The organism is Azospirillum sp. (assembly GCF_050789165.1).
The window spans coordinates 1-25,818 of sequence record NZ_JBOZRT010000166.1 but is presented as its reverse complement, the minus strand read 5'-3'; the positions used below and the strand labels follow the sequence as shown (position 1 = coordinate 25,818).

Genomic DNA, 25,818 nt, shown 5'->3' with positions numbered 1-25,818 from the left:
AAGGGAGGGAACCATGGTGCGGAGCGTGAAGGGTGCCTTGCTGGCGGCGACGATGCTCGCCGGTGTCTCCGCCGTGCCGGCGCTGGCCGCGGACAGCATCAAGGTGGGCGGGCTGGCGACGCTGGAGGGCGCGTTCACCGTGCTCGGCCAGGACGGCATGCGCGGGTTGGAACTGGCGCTGAAGGAGGCCAACTACACGGCCGGCGGCAAGAAGCTCGAACTGGTCAAGGGCTCCTCCGACGCCACGCCGGACAGCGCCATCCGCGCCGCCCGCAAGCTGGTGGAGCAGGACAAGGTGGACATCCTGGTCGGCCCGCTGTCGGGCGACGAGGGCGTCGCGATGCGCGACTTCGCCAAGAACTACCCGAACGTCACCTTCATCAACGGCTCGTCGGCGGCGCAGGACACCACGCTGCGCAACCCGGCGCCCAACTTCTACCGCTTCTCCACCGACGGCGTGCAGTGGGCCGCGGGCCTGGGCGAGTACGCCTTCAAGAACAAGGGCTACAAGCGCGCGGTGGTCGTCGCCGAGGACTACGGCTTTCCGTACAGCCAGGTGATGGGCTTCATGCTGGAGTACTGCAAGGCCGGCGGCAAGGTGGCGGACAAGTTCTGGGTGCCGATCGGCAACAAGGATTTCTCCTCGATCATCGCCAAGATCCCCGACAACATCGACGCCATCTACGTGGCGCTGGGCGGCGCGGACGCCACCAACTTCCTGACGCAATACGAGCAGTCGGGCGGCAACAAGCCGATGATCGCCGGCTCGATCACCGTGGACCAGACGGTGCTGGGCGCCAAGGGCAAGCGGCGCAGCTACCTGATCGGCACGCCGTCGGCCGGCCCGATCGCCGACACCTGGGACGATGCGGGTTGGAAGAAGTTCGTCGCCGACTACAAGAAGGCGTTCCCGGACGGGCTGCCGTCGCCGTCGCTGTTCGCGCACGCCTACTACATCGGCGGCAAGGCGATGATCGCCGGGCTGGAGAAGGTGAAGGGCGACCTGTCCGACGGGCAGAAGGGCTTCCAGGCGGCGCTGTCCGGCCTGACGCTCGACACGCCAACCGGCAAGGTCAGCCTCGACAAGAACCGGCAGGCCAAGGCCGACATCTTCCTGACCGAGGTGGCGGAAGGGCCGAACAACACGCTGATGAACAAGGTCGTCAAGGTCATCCCGCAGGTCACCCAGACCATGGGTATGGACGAGGCCGAGTTCATGAAGCTGGGGCCGGCCAGCCGCGACAATCCGGAGTGCCGGTGAGCGCCGGCAGCCGGCCCCCCACCCAAACCCTCCCCCACTGATGCGGGGGAGGGCTTCAACTCCTCCCCCCCGCGAAGTGGGGGGAGGTCGGGAGGGGGGCCCAGAGCGAGGACCGCATGGAACGAGCCGAACGCCTCAGATCCGTCGCCAGCGCCACCGCGCTGGAGCTCACCGGCGTCAGCCGCGTCTTCGGCGCGCTGCTGGCGGTGGACACGGTGACGCTCAGCGTCGCCGCGGGGGAGCGGCGCGCCATCCTCGGCTCCAACGGCGCCGGCAAGACGACGCTGTTCAACACCATCACCGGCGACTTCCCGCCGTCGAACGGCCGCATCCGCTTCTTCGGCGAGGACATCACCGAGCTGCCGCCGTACGAGCGCATCCGCCGCGGCCTGCGCCGCACCTACCAGAACTCGCAGCTGTTCCGCGGGCTGTCGGTGCTGGACAACCTGTACTTGGCGGTGCGCGGCGTCGGGCGGCGGCGCATGAGCCTGCTGCGGCCGGCCGAGGACCACCCGGCCCGGGTCTCCGCCCGCCAGCTCGCGCACGCCATCCACATGGAGGGCGTCGGCGACCGGCTGGTGTCGGAGCTGTCGCACGGGCAGCAGCGCCAGCTGGAGATCGGCATGGCGCTGGCCGGCGCGCCGCGCTTCATCCTGTTCGACGAGCCCGCCGCGGGCTTGAGCCCGGCTGAGCGGCGCGAGCTGGTGGACATCCTCGGCGCGCTGCCCCGCCACATCGGCTTCATCATCATCGAGCACGATTTGACGGTGGCCCTCCAGGTCGCCGAGACGGTGACCGTCATGCATCAGGGCCGCGTCTTCAAGCACGGCTTGCCCGCCGAGATCGAGAGCGACCCCGAGGTCCAGAAGATCTATCTGGGAGGCCAGCATGGCTGAGCCCGTCCTGGAGGTCTCCGACCTGCACGTCTACTACGGCCAGTCGCACGCGCTGCAGGGCGTGACGCTGCGGCTGGAGGGCGGCGTGCTGGCGGTGGTCGGGCGCAACGGCATGGGCAAGACCACGCTGTGCAACGCCATCATGGGCATGGTGCGGGCCGAGCGCGGGTCGGTGCGGGTGCTGGGCAGGGACATCCTCGGCCTGCCGCCCAACGACGTGGTGGCGCACGGCGTCGGCTATGTGCCGCAGGGCCGCCGCGTGTGGCCGTCGCTGAGCGTGGACGAGCACCTGCGGCTGGCCGCCGGGTCCAAGGGGCCATGGACGGTGGAGCGCGTCTACGACGCCTTCCCGCGCCTGAAGGAGCGCCGCAACAACGGCGGCGGCCAGCTCTCGGGCGGCGAGCAGCAGATGCTCGCCATCGGCCGGGCGCTGCTGGCGAACCCGAAGCTGCTGATCATGGACGAGCCCACCGAGGGACTCGCCCCGGTGATCGTCGAGCAGGTCGCCGCCATGCTGAAGCGCCTGGGCGGCGAGGCGGAGATCAGCGTGCTGCTGGTCGAGCAGAACCTCGGCGTGGCGCTGGACGTCGCGGCGCGGGTGGCGGTGATGGTCAACGGCCGCATCGCCCGCGAGCTGCCCTCCGCCGAACTGGCGCGCGACGCCGAGCTGCAACGGCGGCTGATCGGGGTGGGGAGCCACGGCCACGAGGACGAGGTCGCCCCCACGCCCGCCGCCGAGCCGGAACCGGAGGTGCGCGCCTACGTGGTGCGCCGCGCCTCCGCCGACCTGCCGACCATCGAGCTGTCCGACGAGGCCCCCGCCTACAGCGTCCGTCGCGCGCCGACGCGCTGGAGCCAGGGCGGCGCCGCGCCGGCCCGCGCTCCGGACCCGGTGGTGGAGGACGCGGCACCCCGCGAAATGGCGGTGCCGGTGGCGTTCACCGTCGGCCGCGCCGCCTACGTCGCCGGCACCTTCGACACCAAGGCCAGGGAGCTGTTCTTCCTGAAGAACCGCATCGAGGCGCTGGGGCTGTCGACGGTGACGGTGGACCTGTCCACCTCCGGCCGCCCCAGCCCCGCCGACGTCGGCCCGCCGGAGGTCGCGCGCCACCACCCGCGCGGGGCCTCGGCCGTGTTCACCAATGACCGCGGCGCCTCGGTCACTGCCATGGCGGAGGCGTTCGAGCGCTTCATCCTCACCCGCCGCGACGTCGGCGGGGTGGTGTCGGCCGGCGGCTCGGGCGGCACGGCGCTCGCCACGCCGGCCATGCGGCGGCTGCCGGTGGGGCTGCCGAAGGTGATGGTCTCCACGGTCGCCAGCGGCGACGTGAAGGCGTACGTCGGGCCGTCGGACATCTGCATGATGCACTCGGTCACCGACGTGCAGGGGATCAACCGCATCTCGGAGCAGGTGCTGTCCAACGCCGCGCACGCGCTGGCCGGCATGATCGCGCACCGGCCGCGCACGTCGCTGGCCGACAAGCCGGCGGTCGGCCTGACCATGTTCGGCGTCACCACGCCCTGCGTGCAGATGGTGCAGCGGGCGTTGGAGGAGCGGTACGACTGCCTGGTCTTCCACGCCACCGGCACCGGCGGGCAGTCGATGGAGAAGCTGGTCGATAGCGGCCTGCTCGCCGGCGTCATCGACGTCACCACCACCGAGGTCGCCGACCTGCTGATGGGCGGCGTGTTCAGCGCCGGAGAGGGGCGGCTCGACGCCGTCATCCGCACCCGCGTGCCCTACGTCGGTTCGGTGGGCGCGCTGGACATGGTGAACTGGGGGCCGCTCGACACCGTGCCGGCCGCATTCAAGGGACGGAACCTCTACCGGCACAACCCGCAGGTGACGCTGATGCGCACCACGGCGGAGGAGAACGCCCGCATGGGCCGCTGGATCGGCGAGAAGCTGAACCGCATGGACGGCCCGGTAAGGGTCCTGCTGCCGGAGGGCGGGGTGTCGCTGCTCGACGCGCCCGGCAAGCCTTTCCACGACCCCGCCGCCGACGCCGCCCTGTTCCGCGCACTGGAAGAGACGGTGCGGCCGGGGCCGAACCGAAAGCTCGTCCGATTGCCGTACAACGTCAACGACCCGGCGTTCGCGGACGCGCTGGTGACGGCGTTCGGGGAGGTTTCGCGATGATTTTGGGACGCGCCGGGCGCTGGGCCCCCACCCAACCCTCCCCCACTTCGCGGGGAAGGGCTTGTTCCTCCCCCCGTCGAAGATGGGGGGAGGTTAGGAGGGGAGCCCAACGCGCGCACTCCACCGCCAACGAGAAGGGAACCCCATGCCCCGCATAGCCCGCGCCAGCATCCTCGAGTCCTTCCGCGCCAAGATCGCTCAGCGTCAGCCGATCATCGGCGGCGGCGCGGGCACCGGCCTGTCGGCCAAGTGCGAGGAGGCCGGCGGCATCGACCTCATCGTCATCTACAACTCCGGCCGCTACCGCATGGCCGGGCGCGGCTCGCTGGCCGGGCTGCTGGCCTACGGCAACGCCAACGAGATCGTCGTCGAGATGGCGCGCGAGGTGCTGCCCGTCGTGAAGCGCACCCCGGTGCTGGCCGGCGTCAACGGCACCGACCCGTTCATGATCCGCGACCATTTCCTGCGGCATCTGGGTGAGCTGGGCTTCTCCGGCGTGCAGAACTTCCCCACCGTCGGCCTGATCGACGGCACCTTCCGGGCCAACCTGGAGGAGACCGGCATGGGCTACGGCCTGGAGGTCGACCTGATCCGCGCCGCGCGCGCGCTGGATCTGCTGACCACCCCCTACGTCTTCTCCGAGGGCGAGGCGCAGGCCATGACGGAAGCGGGGGCCGACATCATCGTCTGCCACATGGGCCTGACCACCGGCGGCGCCATCGGCGCCGAGACGGCGAAGACGCTGGCGCAATGCGCCGAGGAGATCAACGCCTGGATCGCCGCCGCCAAGCGCGTGCGCAAGGACGTCATCGCGCTGTGCCACGGGGGCCCGATCAGCATGCCGGAGGACGCCGCGTACATCCTCGACCGCTGCCCGGAGTGCGACGGCTTCTACGGCGCCTCCAGCATGGAGCGTCTGCCGGTCGAGACCGCGCTGACCGAACAGACCCGCAGCTTCAAGAGCATCCAACGCAAGGCGCGCGAGCAATAGGGAGGTTTCGTCATGGACACCATCGGCGCGCTGGTCGCCTGGCTGGTCGTCATCGCCATCCTCGTCGCGGTGGTGGCCTACTTCCTCTACTTCTTCTACCGGCGCTCGACCAAGGAGGTGAGCTTCGTGCGCACCGGCTTCGGCGGGCAGCGGGTGGTGGTGAACGGCGGCGCCATCGTGCTGCCGATCGTCCACGACGTGACGCTGGTCAACATGTCGACGCTGCGCCTGGAGGTGCGCCGGGGGCGCGAGCACGCGCTGATCACCCGCGACCGCATGCGGGTTGACGTGGTGGCCGAGTTCTACGTGCGCGTCGCCCCCACCCCCGAGGCGATCGCCATCGCCGCGCAGACTCTCGGCTCCCGCACCATGAAGGCGGATGGGCTGCGCGAGCTGGTGGAAGGCCGCTTCGTCGACGCGCTGCGCTCCGTCGCCGCGGAGATGAGCATGGAGGAGATGCACGTGAAGCGCGGCGAGTACGTCAAGCGCGTGCGCGCCTCCGTCGCCGCGGGGCTGGAGCTGAACGGGCTGGAGTTGGAGAGCGTGTCGCTGACCAGCCTCGACCAGACGCCGATGGAATACTTCAACCCCTCCAACGCCTTCGACGCCGAGGGTTTGACCCGGCTTACCCAGGAGATCGAGCAGCGCAAGAAGATCCGCAACGACATCGAGCAGGACACTGCCCTGCAGATCCGCAACAAGAATCTCGAAGCCGAAAAGGTGACGCTGGAGATCGAGCGGGAGTCCGAATACGCCCGCCTCTCGCAGGAGCGTGAGCTGGAGGTCCGCCGCGCCGCGCAGCGCGCCGAGGTCGCCCGCGAGCGCGCCGAGCAGGAGCGCGCCGCCGAGGAGGCGCAGATCACCGCGCGCGAGCAGGTGGAGCGCATCCGCATCCTCACCGAACGCCGCCTGGAGGAGGAGCGCATCAACCGCGAGCGCGAGGTGCAGCGCCTGGAGGTCGAGCGCCGCAAGGCGCTGGAACTGGCCGAGCAGGAGCGCCAGATCGCTGTCGCCGCGCAGTCCCGCGCCCAGTCGGAGGCGCTGGCGCAGGCCGAGACGGCGCGCGCCCTGGCCGTCGCCGCGGAGGAGAAGGTGTTCTCCGCCCGCGAGGTCGAGCAGGCCGAGCGCCGCAAGCGGGTCGAGCTGATCGCCGCCGCCCAGGAGGTCGAGCGCGACGCGCTGCGCGTGCGGCTGGAGGCCGAAGCGGAACGCATGGCCGCCACTGACCGCGCCGAGGCTCAGCGCATCGCCGCCGAGGCCGAGGCGGAAGCCGACAAGATCCGCGCCGTCGCGGCCCGTCTGCGCTACGAGATCGAAGCGGAGGGGGCGCGGCAGATGAACGAGGCGCAGAACGTGCTGACGCCGGATTCCCGCGCTTCGGCCATGCGGCTGCGGCTCATCGACAAGCTGGAGGCGATCATCCGCGAGAGCGTGCGCCCCATGGAACGGATCGAGGGCATCAAGATCCTGCACGTGGACGGGCTGGGCATGAACGGCCACACCAACGGCGACGCGAACGGCACGGGCATCGCGGATTCCGTGGTGAACTCGGCGCTGCGCTACCGTGCCCAGGCGCCGCTGGTCGACCAGCTGCTGCGCGAGATCGGCATCGAGGGGATGGACATCAACAAGCTGGCCGGCGGGCTGGGGCACCGGGCCCTGGGCGAGCCGGAGGAAGGCAAGAAGCATTGAGTTGGTGGACCTCCTCCGCCCCCGGCGGGGGAGGGATTGAAAGGATGCACCATGGTCAAGGTCTACACCTCCACCGTCATCGACGCGCCGGCCGACCGGGTGTGGGCGACGGTGCGCGACTTCAACGCGCTGCCGGCGTGGACGCCCTTCGTCGCTGAGAGCCGCATCGAGGGCGGGCTGCCGTCCGACAAGGTCGGCTGCGTGCGCAACTTCCGCCTCCGGGACGGCGGGGTGATCCGCGAGCGGCTGCTGGCGCTGTCCGACTACGACTTCCAGTGCATCTACTCAATTCTCGAAAGCCCGATGGGTGTGCGCGACTACATCGCGACGCTGAAGCTGTCGCCGGTCACCGACGGCGATCGCACCTTCGCCGAATGGACCGCCGAGTTCGACTGCGACCCCGGCCGTGAGGCGGCGCTGAGCGAGCAGATCGGCCGCGGCGTCTTCCAGGGGGCGTTCGACACGCTGAAGGAACGGATGAGGCGTTGAGATGCCGCGCATCGTCCGCTCCACCGTCATCGACGCGCCGGTCGCCGAGATCTGGCGGATCCTGCGCGACTTCAACAGCCACAGGGACTGGCACCCGGCCATCGCCGACAGCCTGATCGAGAACGACCAGCCCGCCGACGCGGTGGGCGCGGTGCGGCGGTTCCGGCTGACGAGCGGCGGGGTGCTGCGCGAGCAGCTGCTGACGCTGTCGGACCGGGACCACAGCCTGTCTTATTGCATTCTCGACGCGCCGGTGCCGCTGATCGGCTATGTGGCGCAGATCCGGCTGCGGCCGGTGACCGACGGGGAGCGGACGTTCTGGCAGTGGTCCTGCGCCTTCGACTGCCCGGCGGAGCGCGAGGCTGAACTGACGCGGCTGGTGGCCGAGGGGGTATACGAAGCGGGATTTGCGGGACTCAAGCGAACCCTCTCCCCCCTGGGGAGAGGGCTGGGTGAGGGGGCCCGGCACAGTGCTGCGTACGGCCATGGCGGGACCCCCTCACCCCGCCCCACTCCCCAGAGGGGAGAGGGAGAGACGGACGCCATCGTCGTCCGCGCCCATGGCGGCCCCGAGGTCCTGCAATGGACGCGCGTCGCCGTTCCGCCGCCGGGGCCGGGCGAGGTGACGCTCCGCCAGAGCGTCGTCGGCGTCAACTTCATCGACGTGTACTGCCGCACCGGCTACTTCCGCCTGCTCAAGCCGCCCGGCGTGCCGGGCATGGAGGGTGTCGGCGTCATAGAAGCAGTGGGGCCGGGCGTCACCGGCCTGTCACCCGGCGACCGCGTCGGCTACGCCTGCGCGCCGGTGGGCGCCTACGCGGAACGCCGCACCATGCCGGCCGAGCTGCTGGTCACCCTGCCCGACGACATCGACGACGACACCGCCGCTGCGACCCTGCTGAAGGGTATGGCGGCGGAGTTCCTGCTGCACCGCGTGCACGCGCTGCAGCCCGGCGAAACGGTCGTGGTTCACGCGGCAGCGGGCGGGGTGGGCGTGCTGCTGGCGCAGTGGGCGGGCGCGCTCGGCGCCACGGTGATCGGCGTCGTCGGGTCGGAGGCGAAGGCCGGCGTCGCCCGCGCGCACGGCTGCGCGCACGTGCTGTCGGCCTCGGGCGACGTGGCGGCGCGGGTGCAGGAGCTGACCGGCGGGCGCGGGGCCGACGTGGTGTACGACGCCATCGGCCGCGACAGCGTGGCGCGCGACCTCGCCATGCTGGCGCCGTGCGGGCACATCGTCAGCTACGGGCAGGCCTCCGGGCACCTGGAGCCGCTGGACGTGGCGGGGCTCGCCGAGCGCTCGGCGCGGGTGTCGCGGCCGAACTTCGGGCATTACGTCGGCACGCCGGCGCAGGTGCGGCTGTCCTCGGCGCGGCTGTTCGAGGCCCTGCGGCGCGGGTTGGTGCGGCCGCTGGTCGGCGCCCGCCTGCCGCTGCGCGAGGCGGCGCAGGCGCACCGCCGGCTGGAGGACCGCTCCAGCGTCGGGGCGACGTTGCTGATCCCGTGACCGCCGCTATTCGGTGGCCGGCGGCGGGGTGTTGGTGTGCAGCCAATAGAGGCCGAGGCGGCGCATCACCTCGGTGAAGGCGTCGAGGTCGGCCGGCTTGCGGACGTAGCTGTTGACGCCCAGGCCGTAGCCGGCGGCGATGTCGCTGGCGTTGTCCGAGGTGGTCAGGATCACCACCGGCAGCCGCCGTGCCGCCTCCCGATCGCCGCGCGCACGGATGATTTGCAGCACGATCGATGCTCGGAGGAATCTCAAAAGCAGGAAGGCCTGCAACGGATACGAGCGCCGCCGTTCCCGGTTTCAGGCTGACGGCGGCGCTTCCGCGGCGGCCCGCGCGCATAGCCAGGCGCGGAAGGCGGCAAAGCCCGGATCTTCCCGCCGCGCCGGGCGCGACACCAGATACCAGGACCGGCCCATCGGCACCGCCAGCGGGAATGGCGTGACCAGCCGGCCGGCGGCCAGATCATCGACGATGTAGGGCTCGATCCCCAGCGTCACGCCGACGCCGTCGAGAGCGGCCTGCAGCGCCATGGCGTAGCTGCCGAAGGACAGCTCGCGCGCCGGCGGCGCCGGCAGGCCGGCGGCGGCGAACCACTGCACCCAGTCGTTCGGCCACTGCGAGTTGGACAGCAGCGTCGCGGCCGGCAGGTCCTCCGGCCGGCGCAGCGAGCCCGCCAGGGACGGGGCGCAGACCGGCAGCATGCCGGCGGTGAACAGCGGCTCAACCGTGTGGCCGGGCCAGTGCCCGTCGCCCAGCACGATGCCGCAGGTCCAGTCGTCGCGGATCGGCTGCGACGCGCCGCCGGTGGCGATGCGCACCTCGATCTCCGGATGTTCGGCGTGGAAGCCGCCCAGGCGCGGGATCAGCCAACGCACGGCGAACGTGGCGCCGACGCCGACCGTCAGCACCGGGCCGGTGCGCATGGCGGAGACCGCGTCGACGCTGCGCTCGATGGCGTCGAAGGCGGCGGTGAGGCCCGGCTGCAGCGCCCGGCCGCGTGGCGTGGGCACCAGCGCGTTGGCGCGCCGCTCGAACAGGGGAAAGCCGAGCCGCTCCTCCAGCAGGCGGACCATGCGGCTGACCGCGGCCTGGGAGACGTTCAGCTCCCCCGCGGCACCCGTGAAGCTGCCATGGCGCGCCGCCGCCTCGAAGGCGCGCAGGCCGTTCAGCGAGGGCAAGCGCCGCATTTCCGTCACCCCAAATTTTGCTGGGGGTGAGCATCAGGCAATGTCGTTTGCGGCGCAAGCGTGAGGATGTCACCTTTGATCCGCAACCATCAGAAATCCAAGTGGTGTGGAATGCTCACCGTTCCCCTGGCGCTGGGGCTCGGCGCCGCCGTGCTCGTCACCTCGTTCCTCAGCGGCCTGTTCGGGATGGCCGGCGGCATGGTGCTGATGGGCATCCTGCTGCTGATGCTGCCGGTGTCCACGGCGATGCTGCTGCACGGCATCACGCAGATGGCCTCCAACGGCTGGCGGGCGTGGCTGTGGCGGGAGCACATCGTGTGGCGGGTGGTGGTGCAGTTCCTGGCCGGCGGGACGGTGGCGGTCGGGCTTTTCACGCTGGTCGGGCTGGTGCCGGACAAGGCGGTATCGCTGATCGTGCTGGGGCTGTCGCCCTGGCTGGCGCTGGCGGTGCCGGGCGGCTGGTCGCCGGACGTGACGCGGCGCGGCCACAGCGCGCTGGCCGGATTCCTGTGCATCGGCATCCAGCTGGTCGCGGGGATCTCCGGCCCGCTGCTCGACGTGTTCTTCGTGAAGTCCGACCTGACGCGGCAGAGCGTCGTCGCCACCAAGGCGACCACGCAGGTCTTCGGCCACCTGTTCAAGTCGGCGTATTTCGGCTCGGTGGTCGCCGCGTCGGGCGGGCAGGGGGTGGACGCCGCGACGGTGGCGATGTGCGTCGCCGTTGCGATCACCGGCACCACGCTGTCGCGCCGCGTGCTCGACGCCCTGACCGACGCGCAGTTCCGCACCTGGAGCAAGCGCATCGTCATGCTGACCGGCAGCGTCTACCTGGGGCAGGGCGTGCTGCTGCTGGTGGCGCCCTAAAGCGGATTGTGATCCGCTTTAGATACATATGGCCTTACACGCCGGCCGGGCTACGGGCGCACGCGCGCCCAGGACCGCAGTCGCGGTCCAGATCGGATCGCAATCCGATCTAAGCCTCCGTCGGCTGCATCTCCGCCTTGAGCGCCTCGGCGAGGTGCCGGAAGGTCGCCTTGCGGCCGGAGCTGCGGCGCCACACCAAGCCGATGCGGCGGGGCGGGCTCTCGCCGGCCAGCGGCCGGACCTCCACGTCGAGGCCGCGCAGGATCCCTGTGTCGAGCGCCATCTGCGGCAGCAGCGTCACCCCCAGCCCGTTCGCCACCATCTGCACCAGCGTGTGCAGACTGGTGCCCTGGAAGGCGGAGTTGCGCGGCGCGTCGTCCAGGGCGCAGGCGGCCAGCGCGTGCTCGCGCAGGCAGTGGCCGTCCTCCAGCAGCAGCAGCTCCTCCAGGTGCATGTCGCTTGTGCGCGCCGTCGGCTTGGAGCACAGCCTATGCCCTGGCGGGCAGACCACGGCAAAGCGGTCGTCGGCGATGTCGATGCTCTCCAGGTCGCCCAGCGGGTAGGGCAGGGCGAGCAGCGCGCAGTCCAGCTCGCCGCTCTCGAGCCGGGCGATCAGGCGGGCCGTCTGGTCCTCGCGCAGGTACAGCTTCAGCTCCGGAAAGGCGGCGCGCAGGGCCGGCATCACGCGCGGGATCATGAACGGCCCGATGGTCGGGATCACGCCCAGGTGCAGCGGGCCGGCCATGGGATCCTCGGCGGCGCGGGCGATGTCCACCAGATCCTCGGCGTCCTTCAGCAGGGCGCGCGCACGTTCCGCCACCTCGCGCCCCAGCGGCGTGGGAATCACCGAGCGCCGCGTGCGCTCCAGCAGCGTCGCGCCGAGCAGTTCCTCCAGCTCCTGGATGCCGGCGCTGAGCGTGGATTGGGTGACGAGGCAGGCTTCCGCGGCGCGGCTGAAATGGCAGCGATCGACCACGGCGACGAGGTAGCGCAACTGGCGCAGGGTGGGCAGGGGCTTCATAAGTCGCATATTAATCGATTGAGTCGATCAATGCGATCTGAATTTTTTGTTTTTATCGCTGGTCCATAGCCCTTACGTTCCGTGCGGACACCGGGACGACGAGAGACGACAGTCGATCAAAAGGCCCGGAAAACCAGAAAATCAGCTCGTTATACAATTCGCAACACGGAGCATTTCAAATGTCGCTCATCGGCACCGAAATCAAGCCCTTCAAGGCGACCGCCTTCAAGAACGGCAAGTTCATCGAGGTCAGCGACGCCGACCTGAAGGGCAAGTGGTCGGTGGTGTTCTTCTACCCGGCCGACTTCACGTTCGTCTGCCCGACCGAGCTGGAGGACCTGGCCGACAACTACGGCGCGTTCCAGAAGCTGGGCGTGGAGATCTACAGCGTGTCGACCGACACGCACTTCTGCCACAAGGCCTGGCACGACACCTCGCCGGCGATCAGCAAGATCGAGTACACGATGGTCGGCGACCCGACCCTCGCCATCTCGCGCAACTTCGAGGTGCTGATCGAGGAGAAGGGCCTCGCCGACCGCGGCACCTTCGTCGTCGATCCGGACGGCAAGATCCAGATCGTCGAGATCACCGCCGGCGGCGTCGGCCGCAGCGCCACCGAGCTGCTGCGCAAGGTCAAGGCCGCGCAGTACGTCGCCTCGCACCCGGGCGAGGTCTGCCCGGCCAAGTGGGAGGAGGGCGAGAAGACCCTCGCCCCGTCGCTGGACCTGGTCGGCAAGATCTAACGCCGACTCCGCCTGCCGAGCCCCTCTCCTCCGCGCTCTCGGCGGATGCCCCAGGCATCCGCCTGACGCGACGGCGGGTCCATAGACCCGCCGTGGGAGAGGGTGCTCCACCAAAAAAGAAACCGCCTGACAACGAGGGTCGCCGCCATGTTGGATGAAAACGTCAAGGGCCAGCTGAAGGCCTACTTCGAGCGCATCACGCAGCCGGTCGTGCTGGCGGCCAGCCTGGACGACGGCCCGAAGTCCCGGGAGCTCGACTCCCTGCTGAACGACATCGCGGCGCTCAGCGACAAGATCACCGTGGAGCGCCGCGACGACGCGCGCACCCCCTCCTTCGCCATCGAGCGCGCCGGGACGGACGTCGGCGTCCGCTTCGCCGGCCTGCCGCTGGGGCATGAATTCAACTCGCTGATCCTGGCGCTGCTCCAGGTCGGCGGCCACCCGCCGAAGGAATCGGCGGAGGTGATCGAGCAGGTCAAGGCGCTGGACGGCGACTTCCGCTTCGAGACCTATTTCTCGCTGTCCTGCCAGAACTGCCCGGACGTGGTGCAGGCCCTGAACCTGATGAGCGCGCTGAACCCGCGGATCAAGCACGTCGCCATCGACGGCGCGCTGTTCCAGGACGAGGTGACGGCACGCCAGGTGATGGCGGTGCCCTCCGTCTTCCTGAACGGCGAGCCGTTCGCCCAGGGCCGCATGGGCCTGGAGGAGATCCTCGCCAAGATCGACACCGGCGCCTCGGGGCGCGCCGCCGAGAAGCTGAAGGGCAAGGACGCCTTCGACGTGCTGGTGGTCGGCGGCGGGCCGGCGGGTGCCGCCGCGGCGATCTACGCCGCCCGCAAGGGCATCCGCACCGGCGTGGTGGCGGAGCGCTTCGGCGGCCAGGTGCTCGACACCATGGCGATCGAGAACTTCATCTCCGTCTCCCACACCGAAGGCCCCAAGCTGGCCGCGGCGCTGGAGCAGCACGTCAAGGACTACGAGGTCGACGTGATGAACCTGCAACGCGCCGAGAAGCTGGTGCCGGCCACGGCGCCGGGCGGGCTGATCGAGGTGCAGTTGGCCGGCGGCGCCTCGCTGAAGGCGAAGACGGTGATCCTGTCCACCGGGGCGCGCTGGCGCCAGATGGGCGTGCCGGGCGAGGCCGAGTACCGCAACAAGGGCGTGGCCTACTGCCCGCACTGCGACGGCCCGCTGTTCAAGGGCAAGCGCGTGGCGGTGATCGGCGGCGGCAACTCCGGCGTCGAGGCGGCCATCGATCTGGCGGGCATCGTCGCCCACGTGACGCTGATCGAGTTCGACTCGGGCCTGCGTGCCGATGCGGTGCTGCAGCGCAAGCTGCACAGCCTGCCCAACGTGCGGGTCATCACCTCCGGCCAGACCACCGAGGTGCATGGCGACGGCACCAAGGTGACCGGCCTGTCCTACAAGGACCGCACCGGCGGCGAACTGCACCGCATCGACCTGGAGGGCATCTTCGTCCAGATCGGCCTGGTGCCGAACACCGAGTGGCTGAAGGGCTCGGTGGCGCTCAGCCCGCGCGGCGAGATCGAGATCGACGCGCGCGGCCAGACCTCGGTCTCCGGCGTGTTCGCCGCCGGCGACGCCACCACGGTGCCGTACAAGCAGATCGTCATCGCCATGGGCGAGGGCTCGAAGGCCGCGCTGTCCGCCTTCGACCACCTGATCCGCATGGTGCCGGTCGAGGTGCCGGCCGCGGCCTGACGCCGAAGCGCCATTCTTCGGAATCGCAAGGGGCAGCCCGGGACGCCGGGCAGCCCTTTCGTTTTGTTCGCGGCGCGCTTCGCTATTTTCACGGGCGAGGTGTGACGAATTTGTGTAGCGCACCCCCGGGGTCCGGGGGCACCATCGACGACAGGCAGCGCTTACGGCGGGTCCCCACCCCCGGCGGCCACCATAAGAACAAGGTTTCCGGAGGAGAGGCACCATGAAGACCAAGACACCCGGAATCGGATTCCTGGCCGCCTGCGCGGTCGCCGTCGGCCTGCTGGCCGCGCCGGCGCAGGCGGAGCAGAGCCTGTACGTCTACACATCCATGAAGGAATCGCTGATCGGCCAGCTGAAGGCCGAGTTCCTCAAGCGCAACCCCGGCATCAAGATGGACGCCCAGTCGGCCGGCGCCGGCAAGCTGATGGCGAAGATCGCCGCCGAGCGCGAGTCGGGCAAGATTCTCGCCGACGTGCTGTGGACCTCCGAGGTGCCGGACTTCTATCAGCTGAAGCAGGAAGGGCTGCTGCAGCCCTACACGCCGAAAGAGATCGGCGCGCTGCGCAACCCGTTCGCCGACTACGACGGGTCGTTCACCGCGGTGCGGCTGGGCACGCTGGGCATCGCCTACAACACCCGTTTCGTGAAGACCGCGCCGAAGGGCTGGGACGACCTGAAGGGGGCGGACTTCAAGGGCGCCTTCGGCATCGCCAACCCGGCGCTGTCCGGCACCGCGTACATGAGCGTCGCCGCCATGGCCAACGCCTTCGGCTGGCAGTTCTTCGAGGACCTGCGCGCCAATCGCGCCAAGATGGGGCAGGGCTCGGGGCAGGTGGTGGACGACACGGCGTCGGGCGACCTGAAGGGCAGCCTGGCGGTGGACTACATCACCATTGACAAGATGCAGAAGGGCGCCACGCTGGCGCTGGTCTACCCGCCGCAAATGCTGGTCATCCCCAGCCCGATCGCGATCTTCAGGAACAGCCCGAATCAGGAGGCCGCCAAGGCCTTCATCGATTTCGTGCTGTCCAAGGAGGGCCAGACGATCATCGCCGCCGAGGGCACGCTGCCGGTGCGCGGCGACGTGCCGCTGCTGCAGGGCTTCAACCTGCCGACCGTCGACGACGCGATGAAGCGGGCGCTGCCGCTCGACTACCCGAAGATGATGGCGGAGAAGGAAGCTACGGTGAAGAAATTCACCGAGATCATGCAGAAAAAGTGACGGTTCCCACCACCGCTCCCCCGCCTCCGGCGGGGGAGAGCTTTTGCGAACGGGTAGGACCGTCATGGCGAACGTCACGATCGAGAACGTCTGCAAGCGGTACGGCGCCAGGACGGTGCTGGACGGGCTGAGCCTGACGGCGGACGACGGCGAGTGCTTCACGCTGCTGGGACCGTCGGGATGCGGCAAGTCGGTGCTGATGCGCCTTATCGCCGGGTTCGAGGCGCCGGATTCCGGCACCATCGCCATCGGCGGCCGCGCCGTTGCCGACCCGGCGCGCGGCATCCTGGTGCCGCCGGACCGGCGTGGCCTGGGCATGGTGTTCCAGGACTACGCGGTGTGGCCGCACATGACGGTGGCCGAGAACGTCGGGTATCCCCTGAAAATCGCCGGCACCCCGTCCGCCGCCCGTGCCGAGGCGACCCGGCGCGCGGTCGCCATGGTCGGTCTGGCGGGGCTGGACGAGCGGCTTCCCTCCCAGCTCTCCGGCGGGCAGCAGCAGCGCGTGGCGCTGGCCCGCGCGCTGGTGTCGGAGCCGCGCCTGCTGGTGCTGGACGAGCCGCTGAACAACCTCGACGCCAACCTGCGCGAGGAAATGCGGTTCGAGATCAAGGCGCTGCAGCGCAAGCTGGGCATCACCGTGCTGTACGTCACGCACGACCAGGAGATCGCGCTGGGCATCGCCGACCGGCTGGCGGTGATGGACGCGCAAGGCCACCTGCGCCAGATCGGCACGCCGGAGGAGATCTACGAGACCCCGGCCGACGCCTTCGTCTTCCGCTTCATGGGCATCGCCAACTTCCTGCCGGTGCGCCGGCAGGGCGACGGCTGGGTGGCGGGCGAGGCCGGCGTGCCGTGGACCGGGCCGCCGCCGCAGCGCCCCGACCCGCTGCTCGCCGCCGGCTTCCGGCCGAGCGACGTGATCATGGCGCGGGACGGCGTCGGCCAAGGAGAGGGAATGCCGGCGACGGTGCGCCGCGCCAGCTTCCTCGGCGCCAGCGTCGATTACCTGATCGAGATCGGCGGCACGCTGGTCCGCGCCGCGCTGCCGAGCCACGACTGCCTGTCCCGCGGCCTGCTGTTCGCCGAGGGGGAGGGCTGCCGCGTCGCCCTCGACGGCGTGCAGTGGTTCGCCGGCGGCGCCCTGGAAGGCGGTGCGGCATGAGCACGACCATCCTGCCGAGCGCGGAGGGCTCCTCCGTCCTGCCGCGCGTCGGCACCGCGCAGATCCTGCTGGGCCTGTCCATCGGCATTCTGGTGGTCGTCGTCGCCGTGCCGGTGCTGCTGATCCTGTTCAACTCCTTCTGGGTGAACGGGCAGTTCAACGCGCTCGACGTCGTCAAGGTGCTGAGCCAGGGGGAGACCTACCAGGCGCTGCTCAACTCGTTGATCCTGGCCGGCGGCGTCACTATCACGGGCACGACGGTGGGTACCGTCTTCGCTTGGCTGGTCAGCCGCACCGACCTGCCGTTCAAGGGGGTGATGAAGGTCCTGTTCCTCATCCCCTTCATGCTGCCGTCCTTCATCGGCGCGCTCGCCTGGAAGATGCTGCTGTCGCCGCGCGCCGGCTACATCAACCGGCTGTTCATGGATTTCTTCGACACCGACACGCCGCTGTTCGACATCTATTCCTACGGCGGCATCATCGCCATCGAGACGATGTACCTGTTCCCCTTCGTCTTCATCCAGGTCAGCGGCGCCCTGGAGCGGATGGACCCGACGCTGGAGGAATCGGCGCGCATCTCCGGTGCCAGCCTGTTCACCATCACCCGCAAGATCACCATCCCGCTGGTGCTGCCCTCGGTGGTCTCCGGCGCCCTGCTGATCGCGCTCTACTCCATGGCGCATTTCGGCACGGTGGCGGTGCTGGGCGTCGAGGTGGGCATCTACAACATCCCCACCCTGATCTACGAGAAGATCCACCAGAGCGCCGGCAGCTTCACCTCGATCCGCACCGCCACCGTGTTGGCGACGGTGCTGGTCATCACCGCGGCGTTCATCCTGTGGCTGCAGAACCGCGTGCTGTCGCGCGGGCACTACCAGATCATCACCGGCAAGAGCTTCCGCCCGACCGAGTTGAAGCTGCGCGGCCTGCGCATCCCGCTCCTGATCTTCTGCCTCGCTTACATCGGCTTCACCATCGTGCTGCCGACGGCGACGATCTTCTGCGTCGGCTTCCTGAAGACCTACGGGCTGCCGATCGCGCTCGAGAACATGACGCTGCACAACTTCGAATACATTCTGTTCGAGTGGGACCTGACCCGCGGCGCCATCGTGAACAGCCTGCTGCTGGGCTTTTCGGCCGCGGTCATCACCATGTTCGCGGGCGTCATCATCTCGTACGTCATCGTGAAGATGCGCGTGCGCGGCAAGGGCATCCTGGAGTTCCTGGGGATGCTGCCATTCTCGGTGCCGGGCTCGGTGATCGCGCTGGGCACCATGCTGGCGTGGAGCGGCAAGTTCGGCATCAACATCTACAACACCGCCTGGATCATCCTGGTCGCCTACATCGCGCGCTACATGGCGTTCTCGCTGAAGGCCAACTCCGCGGCGCTGGAGCAGGTGCACGACTCCCTGGTGGAGGCGGCGCGGGCGTCGGGGGCCAGCATGTGGCAGGCGCTGCGCGACATCGTCATCCCGCTGGTGCGGCCGGGCATGCTGGCGGCGTTCTTCCTGATCTTCCTGCCGGCGCTGCGCGAGCTGACGGTATCGGTGATGCTGTACGGCCCGACCACCCGCACCATCGGCGTCGCCATCTACACGCTGAACGAGGACGGAGAGACGGTGTACGCGGCGGCGCTGGCCGGCGTCGCGTTGGTCCTCATCGTCACCGGCGAAGGGCTCATCAAGCGCCTCTTCAAGATCGGCATGAAGAAGTAAGGGGGGCGGAGCCATGGCCTTCATCGAGCTGAACGGGGTCACCAAGCGCTTCGGCGCCGTCACCGCGGTGGACCGCCTGACCCTCGGCATCGCGCAGGGGGAGTGCCTCGCCATGCTCGGCCCCTCGGGCTGCGGCAAGACGACGACGCTGCGCATGGTGGCGGGATTCGAGGATCTGGACGACGGCGAGATCCGCGTCGGTGAGCGGGTGCTGTCGGCCAAGGCGAAGAACTTCTACGTGCCGCCGGAGCACCGCAACTTCGGCATGGTGTTCCAGGCCTTCGCGGTGTGGCCGCACCTCAGCGTGTTCGAGAACGTCGCCTTCCCGCTGCGCATCCGCAAGCTGCCCAAGGCGGAGATCCTGGCGCGAACCGAGGAGGCGCTGCGCCACACCAACCTCCTGTCGGTGGCGGCCGGCAGTCCCAACGACCTGTCCGGCGGCGGCAAGCAGCGCGTGGCGCTGGCCCGCGCGCTGGCGATCCGGCCGGACGTGATGCTGCTGGACGAACCGCTGTCCTCCCTCGACCCACACTTCCGCGAGGAGATGCGGTTCGAGATCAAGGACCTGCAGCGCAAGTTCGGCTTCTCCATCCTCTACGTCACGCACGATCAGTCGGAGGCGATGGCGCTGTCCGACCGCATCCTGGTGATGCGCGACGGCGTGGTGCAGCAGATCGGCACGCCCATCGACGTCTACCGCGCGCCTGCCAACCGCTTCGTGTTCGAGTTCATCGGGCTGTCGTCGTTCCTGCCGGTCGGCCTGACGGCGGAGGGGATGGTGGTCGCCGGGCAGCACCAGCCCTGGCCGGACGGCCCGCCGCCGCCGGAGCTGATCGCCGCCGGCAAGGCCGTCCTCGCCGCCCGCCCGTCGGAGATCCGCTTCACCTCGGAGGGCGGCCTGCGCGGCGCGGTGGCGCGCAAGGCCTACCTGGGGGAGATCATCGACTACCGCGTCGACGTCGGCGGGTCGGAGATGCGGGTGCAGCGCCCGCGCCGCGACCCCGGCCCGGCGGTCGGCGATCCGTGCGGCCTGCTCATCGCCTCACCCCGCTGGTACCCGGCTTGACGCCGGGACCGTCGAGACGGTCTCGGCCGGGCGCTTCAGCACCACCAGCGCCAGCGTGGTGACGACCGTGCCGGCGACGATCGCCAGCACGTAGGAGCCCAACGGCGTCACCGCGTTGGGGATGGCCAGCACGAACACGCCGCCGTGCGGTGCGCGCAGGCCGCAGCCGAACCACATGGACAGCGCCCCCGCGGTCGCCGAGCCGGCCATGCAGGCGGGAATGACGCGCAGCGGGTCCTTGGCGGCGAAGGGAATGGCGCCCTCGGTGATGAAGGCGAGGCCGAGCACGCCGGCGGCCTTGCCCGCCTCCTGCTCCTGCACGGTGAAGCGGTTCTTCGCCACCATGGTGGCGAGCGCCAGGCCCAGCGGCGGAGTCATGCCCGCCGCCATCACCGCGGCCATGGGCGTGAAGGTGTTGGAGGCCAGCAGGCCGACCGCGAAGGTGTAGGCCGCCTTGTTGACCGGCCCGCCCATGTCCAGCGCCATCATGCCGCCGAGCAGCAGGCCGAGCGCCACCGCGTTCGCCCCGGTCATGCCCTGGAGGAAGGCGGTCAGCCCGTTCATGATCGCCGCCACCGGCGTGCCGATCACGTAGATCATCATCAGCCCGACCGCGAGCGTCGCCAGCAGCGGAATGACCAGCACCGGCTTAAGCCCCTCCAGATTCGTGGGCAGGCGGATGGTGTCGCGCAGCCAGCGCGCCACGTAGCCGGCGAGGAACCCCGCGACGATGCCGCCCAGGAAGCCGGCGCCGATCTTGGAGGCCAGCATGCCGCCGATGAAGCCGGGCGCCAGCCCCGGCCGGTCGGCGATCGAGTAGGCGATGTAGCCGGCCAGCACCGGCACCATCAGCGCGAACGCCGCCTCGCCGCCGATCTGCATCAGCGCGGCGGGCAGCGTGCCCTTATCCTTGAACGCCTCGATGCCGAAGACGAAGGACAGCGCGATGATGAGGCCGCCCGCCACCACGAAGGGCAGCATGAAGGACACGCCGGTCAGCAGATGCTTGTAGGGGCCGGACTGCGCCTCTTTCTGCTGCGCTTTTGCCTCCGCAACGGTGTCGGTGTAGCCGGCGGCGCCGGTGGGGGCGGGCAAGGCGAGGGCGTCGGAGACGACGCGGTCGGCGTGCTTCAGCGCGTCGCCGACGGAGGTCTTCAGCACCCGCTTGCCGGAGAAGCGCTCGGTGGTGACGTGGGTGTCGGCGCCGATGATGACGGCGTCGGCCTCGGCGATCTCCTCCGCCGTCAGGGCGTTCTTGGCGCCGACCGAGCCCTGCGTCTCCACCTTGATGCGGTAGCCGCGGGCCTGGGCGGCCTGCTTCAGCGCCTCGGCGGCCATGAAGGTGTGGGCGATGCCGGTGGGGCAGGCGGTGATGGCGACCAGCAGCTTCCCGCCCTCGGCGGCGGGCGGTGGGGTGGGCGCGGCTGGCGGTGCGGTGGCGACATGCGCCAGCGCCTCGTCGAGGACGTGGCCGGTCTCGCGGATGGCGCGGGCGGTGGAGGTGCGCAGGATCGGCTTGCCGGCGAAGCGGGACTCGTCCACGCCGATGTCGGCGGCGAGAATCACCGCGTCGGCGTTCTCGATGGCCGCGTCGCCCAGCCGGGTGCCGACACCCTCGGCGCCCTGGGTCTCGATCTCGATGGCGTGGCCCTTCAGCGCGGCGGTGCGCCGCAACGCCTCAGCCGCCATCACGGTGTGGGCGATGCCGGTCGGGCAGGCGGTGACGGCGACCAAGCGAGCCATGTGAGTCCTCCCCACCCCATGCGTCACAGCCCCTCCCCCCTCGCGGGGGAGGGGTTTGGGGAGAGGGGGCGCGGGCGAAGCCCGCAGATTACGCTTGCCACCCTCTCCCCAACCCCTCTCCCGTCGAGGGAGAGGGGCTAAAGGTTCACACCGCCTCCACCGTCACCGCGGCCATCAGCTCGGCGATCCGCTCCGGCGGCGGCAGTTCCGGGCCGAGGCGGGACAGCGTGCCGGCGGCGAACGCCGTGCCGCGCCGGGCGCAGGCCTCCAGGTCGCCGCCCTCCAGCCGCGCCGCCAGCACGCCGGCCACCATGGCGTCGCCGGCGCCCACGGTGCTGGCCACCGACACCTTCGGCGGGACCGCCAGCAGCGCCCGGCCGCCCTCGACGAACACCGCGCCGTCGGCGCCGAGCGACACCACCACAAGCGCTATTCCCGAGTCCGACAGCTCGCGCGCCGCCCGCACCACCGCGTCGCGGCCGGACAGCGGGCGGCCGAGCAGTTCGGAGAGTTCGTGGGCGTTCGGCTTCACCATGTCCGGCCGCGCCGCCACCGCATGGCGCAGCGGCGCGCCGCTGGCGTCCACCACGACGAAAGCGCTGTGGCGGCGCAGGCGCGGGACGATGTCGGCGTAGGCGGTCTCCGGCACGCCGGCCGGAACGCTGCCGGCCAGCACGACCGTGCCGTTGGCCGCGGCGAGGCCGTCGAGCGCGTGCAGCAGGCCGTGCCAGCTCTCGGCGCGGATCTGCGGTCCCGGCAGGTTGATGTCGGTGACCGAGCCGCCCTCGCGGTCGACCACCTTGACGTTGACCCGGCTGGCGCCCGGCACCCGCAGGCAGCGGTCGGTGATGTGGCGGCGGCGGAACAGCGCCTCGAACACCGCCGCGTTGTCCTCGCCCAGGAAGCCGGTGGCGGTGACCGGGACCGGGCCGCCGGACAGGAAGGCGGCGACGTTGATGCCCTTGCCGCCGGCGGTGCGCGTCTCGGCAACCGCGCGGTTGACGGCGCCGGCGGTGAAGCCCGGCACGTCGAGCGTCTGGTCGACCGCGGCGTTCAGGGTGACGGTGACGACGCCCCTCATGCGGCACCTCCGGGGAAGCGGTCGCGCACCAGCGCGCGCACCTCGGCCGCGTCGGCGCAGGTCAGCGCGTCGCGCGCCGTGCGTTCGGCCTCGGCCATGGAGATCCCGCGCAGCCGCGCCTTGACCGACGGCACGCTGGGGATGGCGACGCTCAGTTCGGTCAGACCCAGGCCGGCCAGCAGCACCGCGCCCGCCGGGTCGCCGGCGATGCCGCCGCAGGCCCCCACCCAGACGCCCGCCGCCTTGGCCCCGGCCACCGTGCGCTCGATCATCCGCAGCACCGCCGGGTGCAGCCCGTCGGCCTGCGGCGCCAGCACCGGGTGCAGGCGGTCCATGGCCAGCACGTACTGCGTCAGGTCGTTGGTGCCGATGGAGAAGAACGACACCTCCTGCGCCAGCCGGTCGGCCATCATCACCGCCGAGGGCACCTCGACCATGATGCCGATCTCGACCGGGGCGACGCCGAGCGCGCGCCGCTCCTCCTCGGTGATCGCCTTCGCCTTGGCGAGTTCGGCGGGGGTGGCGATCATCGGGTACATGATGCGCACCGGTCCCTCGGCCGAGGCGCGCAGCATGGCGCGCAGCTGGGTGCGGAACAGGTCCTCGCGCTCGAAGCACAGGCGGATGCCGCGCACGCCGAGGAACGGGTTCTCCTCCGCCGGCAGGCGCAGGTACGGGACGTTCTTGTCGCCGCCGATGTCCAGCGTGCGCAGGATGATCGGCAGCCCGTTCATCGCCCGGACCATGATGCGGTAGGCCTCCAGCTGCTCCTCCTCGCCGGGCGGGAAGTCGCGCTGGAGGAACAGGAACTCGGTGCGCATCAGGCCGACGCCCTCCGCCCCCGCCTCCACCGCCTTCACCGCGGCCTCCGGGTCGGAGAGGTTGGCGGCGACCTCCACCCGCCGGCCGTCGGTGGTGATGGCGGGCTTGTAGCGCTCCAGGTGCTCGGCCTCGCGCCGCCGGGCGACGGCGACGCGGGCGGTGGCGGCGCGCGTGCGGTCGCGCTGGGATGGGCCGGCCACCAGCACGCCGTCGTCGCCGTTGATGATGACTTCCCGCCCGTTCTCCAGGTCGAGCAGCGAGGGGCCGGCGGCGACCACGGCCGGGATGTCCAGGGAGCGGGCGATGATTGCCGTGTGCGAGGTCGCTCCGCCGCCCGCGGTGCACAGGCCCAGCACCATGGCGGGATCGAGCTTCGCGGTGTCCGACGGTTCGAGGTCTTCGGCCAGCAGGATCACCGGGTGGTCGGGGAGTGCGGCGACGCTCTCCGTCGCGTCGGCCAGCAGGCGCAGCACCCGTCGGCCGACGTCGCGCAGGTCGGCGGCGCGGCCGGCGAGCAGGGCGTCGGTCAGCTGGGCCAGGGTGTTGGCGCGCTCCTCGTACACGGCGCGCCACGCCCAGCCGGCGCTCTTGCCGTCGTCGATGCGGGCGTGTGCGTCGGCGGCCATCTCGGGATCGTCGAGCAACTCCAGGTGCGCCTTGAAGATGGCCGCCTTGGCCGCACCCGCCTTCTTCCAGAACTCCTCGTGCAGGTTGCGCAGGTCGGCGGCGGCGCCGGCCAGGGCCTGATCCAGGCGGCGGTGCTGGACGGCGGGGTCGGGGGCGGTCTCATCGACGGTCAGTTCCTCGCGCTGGAACTTCCAGGCGGTGCCGGTGGCGACGCCGGGCGAGGCGGAGATGCCGGCGATCACCCGCCCATCATAGTCGAGGTCGGTCGGCGGCGCGGCGCGCGCGGGCGGCGGCGGGGGCGGCGTCTCGGAGACGGTGGGCTCGTCCAGCCCGGCCTCGAAGGCGGCGCGGATGGCGGCCAGCGCGGCCTCGGCGTCGTCGCCGGCGGCGGTGATGGTCAGCGGCTGCCCACCCGACACGCCGAGGCGCAGCAGGGAGACGAGGCTCTTGGCGTTGCTGGTGCCGCCGCCGTGGCGCACGGCGATCTGCGAACGGAAGCGCTTCGCCACCTCGACCAGCGCGGTGGCCGGGCGGGCGTGCAGGCCGTGCGGGGAGGGGGCGGTGACGGCGATGGACGGCCCGGCGAGGGGAGCTGCGGCGTCCACAGCCGGGGCGGTCGCGTCGCCGTTCAGCACCGCCATCACCGCGCGCGGATCGGTGGTGGTGCCCAGCCGCGCCGCCTCGGCCGGGTTGCCGAGCACGCCGGTGAGCCGCTGGAGCACCGCGATGTGCTCGTCCGACTTGGCGGCGATGCCGACGACGAGGCGGGCGGGCTCGCCGCCCCAATCGACGCCGCCGGGGAACTGCACGACCACCACCCCGGTCCGCCGCACGAGGTCGCGGGCCTGGGGCAGGCCGTGCGGGATGGCGATGCCGTTGCCGAGATAGGTGGACGTGATGGCCTCGCGGCCGAGCATGCTGTCGATGTAGCCGGGCTCGATCAGGCCGGCATCGACCATGGCGCGGCCGGCGGTGCGGATCGCCTCGGCCTTGTCCGTGGCCGAGAGTCCAAGGCGCACCTGCGACTCCGTGATCTGGAGCATCGGCCGTCCTCCCCCTGCCAGCCCGGTCTCGACTGGATCCATAGACAATGGTGCGCGCGTGTGCCCCCTCCAAGCGGCAGCGCGGCGTTGACCGCGGGGGCGGCTTGCGGGAGCATGGGGGAACGCAGCCCATCCTTATGGAGCAGAGACCATGCACCCCGTCATGCGACGTCTGGTCCGGGACCATGGGGCGATGCAGGCCGTTCTCGACGCTGTCGAGCGCGAGGTGGCGGTGGTCGAGGCCGGCGGGCCGCTGGACTCGGATCTGGTGGTGCTGGCGCTGCGCTACCTGCGCGACTTCCCGGAATGGCACCACCACCCACTTGAGGAGGCGCTGTTCGCACGGGCGATCGGCCGTGATCCCGGCTGCGAGGACGCCTTCGCCGAGGTCTGGGCCGAGCATGACCGTTTTCCCGCGGCCAGCCAGCGCCTGCTGGACTGGTTCGAGGACGGGCCGGACGCGCCTGCCATGACCGCCGCGGCTGCGCTGGACGAACTGGGCCGCTACGCCGCCGACCAGCGCCGCCACATCCGGCGCGAGAACGACGAGGTCTTCCTGGTCCTGCTGTCCATTCTGACCGACGAGGACTGGGCGGTGGACCTGACCGCGTCCGCGGACGGCGCGTTCCAGCCGCTGTTCGACCGCATCCAGGCCGCTGGGGCGGGTGCTGGCCGCTAAAAAGTTTGCCACCGTATCAATCAGTTAGGCGCAGCTATCCAAAAAAGCGCGGCCATAACGTCGCACCCCACTTGCGGGCGGCGTTGGTTAGCGCTAACAATCGCAGCGCTATTGTGAGCGCTAACACGAGAAGACGCG

21 protein-coding genes are annotated in these 25,818 nt (G+C 70.6%); 15 read left to right on the top strand and 6 right to left on the bottom strand.

Features of this window, described 5'->3' with window-relative positions; translation table 11 throughout:
* The first annotated feature begins 13 nt into the window (after window positions 1-13).
* The 7 genes from ACRWK7_RS35430 to ACRWK7_RS35400 all read left to right on the top strand — a co-directional run bounded on the left by ACRWK7_RS35430 (window position 14) and on the right by ACRWK7_RS35400 (window position 8,973).
* Window positions 14-1,261 carry an ABC transporter substrate-binding protein gene (locus tag ACRWK7_RS35430; RefSeq protein ID WP_431862597.1) on the top strand — a complete coding sequence of 416 codons (1,248 nt, stop codon included), beginning with the start codon at window positions 14-16 and terminating at the stop codon, window positions 1,259-1,261.
* A 116-nt stretch (window positions 1,262-1,377) separates the two neighbouring features.
* A complete protein-coding gene (locus tag ACRWK7_RS35425) occupies window positions 1,378-2,157 on the top strand; it encodes an ABC transporter ATP-binding protein (RefSeq protein WP_431862595.1) in 780 nt (259 codons plus the stop codon).
* Window positions 2,150-4,297, top strand: coding sequence for an ABC transporter permease (locus ACRWK7_RS35420; protein ID WP_431862593.1), 2,148 nt, complete (start codon window positions 2,150-2,152; stop codon window positions 4,295-4,297). The genes ACRWK7_RS35425 and ACRWK7_RS35420 overlap by 8 nt, the downstream gene beginning before the upstream one ends.
* A 145-nt stretch (window positions 4,298-4,442) precedes the next feature.
* Window positions 4,443-5,288: a phosphoenolpyruvate hydrolase family protein gene (locus ACRWK7_RS35415; RefSeq protein ID WP_431862591.1), complete on the top strand. Its 846-nt coding sequence runs from the start codon at window positions 4,443-4,445 to the stop codon at window positions 5,286-5,288.
* A gap of 12 nt (window positions 5,289-5,300) precedes the next feature.
* Window positions 5,301-6,980, top strand: a complete 1,680-nt coding sequence (locus ACRWK7_RS35410; RefSeq protein WP_431862589.1) for a flotillin family protein — start codon at window positions 5,301-5,303, stop codon at window positions 6,978-6,980.
* Between the two features lie 51 nt (window positions 6,981-7,031).
* Entirely contained in the window at window positions 7,032-7,469 is a 438-nt protein-coding gene (locus ACRWK7_RS35405) for an SRPBCC family protein (RefSeq protein ID WP_431862587.1), read from the top strand.
* A 1-nt stretch (window position 7,470) separates the two neighbouring features.
* The gene (locus ACRWK7_RS35400; RefSeq protein WP_431862586.1) at window positions 7,471-8,973 is read left to right on the top strand and encodes an SRPBCC family protein; all 1,503 of its coding nucleotides are present in this window, start codon (window positions 7,471-7,473) and stop codon (window positions 8,971-8,973) included.
* Between the two features lie 6 nt (window positions 8,974-8,979).
* Here ACRWK7_RS35400 and ACRWK7_RS35395 read toward each other — a convergent pair whose 3' ends face one another.
* Both ACRWK7_RS35395 and ACRWK7_RS35390 read right to left on the bottom strand, forming a co-directional pair.
* On the bottom strand, window positions 8,980-9,204 hold the full coding sequence (locus ACRWK7_RS35395) for a hypothetical protein (RefSeq protein ID WP_431862584.1): 225 nt from the start codon (window positions 9,202-9,204) through the stop codon (window positions 8,980-8,982).
* A 69-nt stretch (window positions 9,205-9,273) separates the two neighbouring features.
* Window positions 9,274-10,161: a LysR substrate-binding domain-containing protein gene (locus tag ACRWK7_RS35390; protein WP_431862582.1), complete on the bottom strand. Its 888-nt coding sequence runs from the start codon at window positions 10,159-10,161 to the stop codon at window positions 9,274-9,276.
* A 111-nt stretch (window positions 10,162-10,272) separates the two neighbouring features.
* Here ACRWK7_RS35390 and ACRWK7_RS35385 point away from each other — a divergent pair, with 111 nt between their 5' ends.
* The gene (locus tag ACRWK7_RS35385) at window positions 10,273-11,025 is read left to right on the top strand and encodes a TSUP family transporter (RefSeq protein WP_431862580.1); all 753 of its coding nucleotides are present in this window, start codon (window positions 10,273-10,275) and stop codon (window positions 11,023-11,025) included.
* Window positions 11,026-11,134: 109 nt separating this feature from the next.
* Here ACRWK7_RS35385 and ACRWK7_RS35380 read toward each other — a convergent pair whose 3' ends face one another.
* On the bottom strand, window positions 11,135-12,046 hold the full coding sequence (locus ACRWK7_RS35380; protein ID WP_431862579.1) for a hydrogen peroxide-inducible genes activator: 912 nt from the start codon (window positions 12,044-12,046) through the stop codon (window positions 11,135-11,137).
* Between the two features lie 179 nt (window positions 12,047-12,225).
* Here ACRWK7_RS35380 and ahpC point away from each other — a divergent pair, with 179 nt between their 5' ends.
* The 6 genes from ahpC (at window position 12,226) to ACRWK7_RS35350 (ending at window position 19,685) form a co-directional block, all read left to right on the top strand.
* A complete protein-coding gene (gene ahpC, locus ACRWK7_RS35375) occupies window positions 12,226-12,789 on the top strand; it encodes an alkyl hydroperoxide reductase subunit C (protein ID WP_431862577.1) in 564 nt (187 codons plus the stop codon).
* 147 nt (window positions 12,790-12,936) lie between these two features.
* A complete protein-coding gene (gene ahpF, locus ACRWK7_RS35370; protein ID WP_431862575.1) occupies window positions 12,937-14,514 on the top strand; it encodes an alkyl hydroperoxide reductase subunit F in 1,578 nt (525 codons plus the stop codon).
* Window positions 14,515-14,737: 223 nt separating this feature from the next.
* Window positions 14,738-15,739, top strand: coding sequence for an ABC transporter substrate-binding protein (locus tag ACRWK7_RS35365; RefSeq protein ID WP_431862573.1), 1,002 nt, complete (start codon window positions 14,738-14,740; stop codon window positions 15,737-15,739).
* Between the two features lie 64 nt (window positions 15,740-15,803).
* The gene (locus ACRWK7_RS35360; protein ID WP_431862571.1) at window positions 15,804-16,904 is read left to right on the top strand and encodes an ABC transporter ATP-binding protein; all 1,101 of its coding nucleotides are present in this window, start codon (window positions 15,804-15,806) and stop codon (window positions 16,902-16,904) included.
* Window positions 16,901-18,619, top strand: a complete 1,719-nt coding sequence (locus ACRWK7_RS35355; protein WP_431862569.1) for an ABC transporter permease — start codon at window positions 16,901-16,903, stop codon at window positions 18,617-18,619. Before ACRWK7_RS35360 ends, ACRWK7_RS35355 begins: the two co-directional genes overlap by 4 nt.
* A gap of 13 nt (window positions 18,620-18,632) precedes the next feature.
* Window positions 18,633-19,685, top strand: a complete 1,053-nt coding sequence (locus ACRWK7_RS35350; protein ID WP_431862567.1) for an ABC transporter ATP-binding protein — start codon at window positions 18,633-18,635, stop codon at window positions 19,683-19,685.
* Here the strand turns inward: ACRWK7_RS35350 and ACRWK7_RS35345 are convergent.
* The 3 genes from ACRWK7_RS35345 to ptsP all read right to left on the bottom strand — a co-directional run bounded on the left by ACRWK7_RS35345 (window position 19,662) and on the right by ptsP (window position 25,001).
* Window positions 19,662-21,428, bottom strand: coding sequence for a PTS fructose-like transporter subunit IIB (locus ACRWK7_RS35345; RefSeq protein WP_431862565.1), 1,767 nt, complete (start codon window positions 21,426-21,428; stop codon window positions 19,662-19,664). The two genes, ACRWK7_RS35350 and ACRWK7_RS35345, sit on opposite strands and share 24 nt — an antisense overlap.
* Before the next feature lie 145 nt (window positions 21,429-21,573).
* Window positions 21,574-22,509: a 1-phosphofructokinase gene (gene pfkB, locus ACRWK7_RS35340; RefSeq protein WP_431862563.1), complete on the bottom strand. Its 936-nt coding sequence runs from the start codon at window positions 22,507-22,509 to the stop codon at window positions 21,574-21,576.
* Window positions 22,506-25,001: a phosphoenolpyruvate--protein phosphotransferase gene (ptsP, locus tag ACRWK7_RS35335; RefSeq protein WP_431862561.1), complete on the bottom strand. Its 2,496-nt coding sequence runs from the start codon at window positions 24,999-25,001 to the stop codon at window positions 22,506-22,508. Before ptsP ends, pfkB begins: the two co-directional genes overlap by 4 nt.
* 151 nt (window positions 25,002-25,152) lie before the next feature.
* Between ptsP and ACRWK7_RS35330 the strand changes: the two genes are divergently transcribed.
* Window positions 25,153-25,680, top strand: coding sequence for a hemerythrin domain-containing protein (locus ACRWK7_RS35330; RefSeq protein ID WP_431862559.1), 528 nt, complete (start codon window positions 25,153-25,155; stop codon window positions 25,678-25,680).
* Window positions 25,681-25,818 lie beyond the last annotated feature (138 nt).

Excerpts from the sequence above, each read along its gene's own strand:
- ACRWK7_RS35430 (WP_431862597.1), top strand. The coding sequence starts at position 14 with ATGGTGCGGAGCGTGAAGGGTGCCTTGCTGGCGGCGACGATGCTCGCC.
- ACRWK7_RS35425 (WP_431862595.1), top strand. The coding sequence starts at position 1,378 with ATGGAACGAGCCGAACGCCTCAGATCCGTCGCCAGCGCCACCGCGCTG.
- ACRWK7_RS35420 (WP_431862593.1), top strand. The coding sequence starts at position 2,150 with ATGGCTGAGCCCGTCCTGGAGGTCTCCGACCTGCACGTCTACTACGGC.
- ACRWK7_RS35415 (WP_431862591.1), top strand. The coding sequence starts at position 4,443 with ATGCCCCGCATAGCCCGCGCCAGCATCCTCGAGTCCTTCCGCGCCAAG.
- ACRWK7_RS35410 (WP_431862589.1), top strand. The coding sequence starts at position 5,301 with ATGGACACCATCGGCGCGCTGGTCGCCTGGCTGGTCGTCATCGCCATC.
- ACRWK7_RS35405 (WP_431862587.1), top strand. The coding sequence starts at position 7,032 with ATGGTCAAGGTCTACACCTCCACCGTCATCGACGCGCCGGCCGACCGG.
- ACRWK7_RS35400 (WP_431862586.1), top strand. The coding sequence starts at position 7,471 with ATGCCGCGCATCGTCCGCTCCACCGTCATCGACGCGCCGGTCGCCGAG.
- ACRWK7_RS35390 (WP_431862582.1), bottom strand. The coding sequence starts at position 10,161 with ATGCGGCGCTTGCCCTCGCTGAACGGCCTGCGCGCCTTCGAGGCGGCG.
- ACRWK7_RS35385 (WP_431862580.1), top strand. The coding sequence starts at position 10,273 with ATGCTCACCGTTCCCCTGGCGCTGGGGCTCGGCGCCGCCGTGCTCGTC.
- ACRWK7_RS35380 (WP_431862579.1), bottom strand. The coding sequence starts at position 12,046 with ATGAAGCCCCTGCCCACCCTGCGCCAGTTGCGCTACCTCGTCGCCGTG.
- ahpC (WP_431862577.1), top strand. The coding sequence starts at position 12,226 with ATGTCGCTCATCGGCACCGAAATCAAGCCCTTCAAGGCGACCGCCTTC.
- ahpF (WP_431862575.1), top strand. The coding sequence starts at position 12,937 with ATGTTGGATGAAAACGTCAAGGGCCAGCTGAAGGCCTACTTCGAGCGC.
- ACRWK7_RS35365 (WP_431862573.1), top strand. The coding sequence starts at position 14,738 with ATGAAGACCAAGACACCCGGAATCGGATTCCTGGCCGCCTGCGCGGTC.
- ACRWK7_RS35360 (WP_431862571.1), top strand. The coding sequence starts at position 15,804 with ATGGCGAACGTCACGATCGAGAACGTCTGCAAGCGGTACGGCGCCAGG.
- ACRWK7_RS35355 (WP_431862569.1), top strand. The coding sequence starts at position 16,901 with ATGAGCACGACCATCCTGCCGAGCGCGGAGGGCTCCTCCGTCCTGCCG.
- ACRWK7_RS35350 (WP_431862567.1), top strand. The coding sequence starts at position 18,633 with ATGGCCTTCATCGAGCTGAACGGGGTCACCAAGCGCTTCGGCGCCGTC.
- ACRWK7_RS35345 (WP_431862565.1), bottom strand. The coding sequence starts at position 21,428 with ATGGCTCGCTTGGTCGCCGTCACCGCCTGCCCGACCGGCATCGCCCAC.
- pfkB (WP_431862563.1), bottom strand. The coding sequence starts at position 22,509 with ATGAGGGGCGTCGTCACCGTCACCCTGAACGCCGCGGTCGACCAGACG.
- ptsP (WP_431862561.1), bottom strand. The coding sequence starts at position 25,001 with ATGCTCCAGATCACGGAGTCGCAGGTGCGCCTTGGACTCTCGGCCACG.
- ACRWK7_RS35330 (WP_431862559.1), top strand. The coding sequence starts at position 25,153 with ATGCACCCCGTCATGCGACGTCTGGTCCGGGACCATGGGGCGATGCAG.